General features: G+C 47.4%; 1 protein-coding gene. It reads left to right on the top strand.

Annotated features, from left to right (window positions below):
- Positions 1-1,453: EAL domain-containing protein (locus R7P35_RS24250; RefSeq protein ID WP_318092878.1), on the top strand; the 1,453-nt coding region annotated here is incomplete at both ends.

Genomic DNA, 1,453 nt, shown 5'->3' with positions numbered 1-1,453 from the left:
TAAGACCGAACTTTGCCCAGAAATGCATGTTGGAACAACAGCTAGGTTTTGCGGACTTTATCATGCGTAGTCGCTACACCAGCATTGCGGGGCAGTTATCGCGAGACGTCTTTGTGGTCTGTTTACAAACGCCACATTGTCAGTGGTTGAGCCCCTTGCGCTTGATTCAAATAGCCATGAAAGGTTTCTTTTCTGAGCTGAGAAGTGAAATGGGAAACAAAATGCACGCTACGATTGTGGAAGGGCAAACCGGGGTTTCTGTTCTTGGGTATGACACCAACAATCCAAAACAGGCACTTGCTCATGCGGCGCAAGCGATGGTGTCTTCGAAAGCCGGAGAAAACGGCTACTTCAACTTTTACAACAGTGAACTTCACGCCGAGTTGGTGAAACGTCAGCATTTGGAAACGTTCCTGAAAACCCAAATTGAAAGTGAGCTGGTGGATGTGTATTTTCAGCCAATTATTGAAACGCGAACCGGCAATGTGGTGAAGTTTGAGGCATTAGCGCGCTTCTATCACGAAAACAGCGAGTACAGCACGCAAGAGATGATTTCCATCATTGAAGACCTGGAGTTGATCGCTGCGCTGGATGACGTTGTTTGCCAAACCGCGCTGAAGCAGTGGCCACATTTGCAAAAAATCTATGGCGAAAATATCGGACTTTCCATTAATCGTTCGTTGAATACCAAGCTGGATTCATTGCAAGTTCTCCAGCGATCGCTCGATTTGATTAAAGCCAGCGATGTAAACCCAAAACTGGTGACTATTGAGTTAACAGAAACTGCGTATTTCGAGCAGGATGAAGAACACGCGTTTGCGTTAGAACAGATTCGCCAAGAGGGTATTCAAATTGCGATTGACGACTTTGGTACGGGCTACTCTTCGTTTTCTTATTTGGAAGAAGGGCAATTTGATGTACTAAAAATCGACCGCAAGTTCGTCAAGAATATTCATGAGGGCAGTACAAGTTATAACATCGTCAAAACCATTACCGATTTGGCACACAAGCTGAACGTCGAGGTGGCTGCCGAAGGTGTCGAGTCACAACGCGAGCTCGAAGTGTTGGCTGGTATTGGTGTTGATTACATGCAGGGTTTCCTCTTTTCTCAGGCGTTGCCAGTCGTGCTACTCGATACCGCTCAAGCACATGACACACTTTTTAATGGTGTGATGGTTAAACCGACTCAAGATGCGATGCTGCAGTCGTTATGTCATCACGATGTGCGCCGACTCGACCCAGGTGAACCGCTGTCTTTGGCGGTGGAATACATGAATCTGAGCCCAAGCGCACCTTTGGTGGTCATCAATGAAAACCGCTGCGTTGGGTTGATCACCAAAGAGCAAGTCAACTTGCACATGACGCCAGCGATGGGGACCGATTTAGAAACCGAGCGCGAACATCGACTTTGGAAACGGCCAGTCAATCAGGTGATGAGCACCGCATTTGAGCA

The organism is Vibrio sp. Vb0304, assembly GCF_033338995.1.
Classification (GTDB): Bacteria; Pseudomonadota; Gammaproteobacteria; order Enterobacterales; family Vibrionaceae; genus Vibrio; species Vibrio alginolyticus.
The sequence above is the reverse complement of the archived record's forward strand: the minus strand, read 5'-3'. Positions and strand labels throughout refer to the sequence as shown.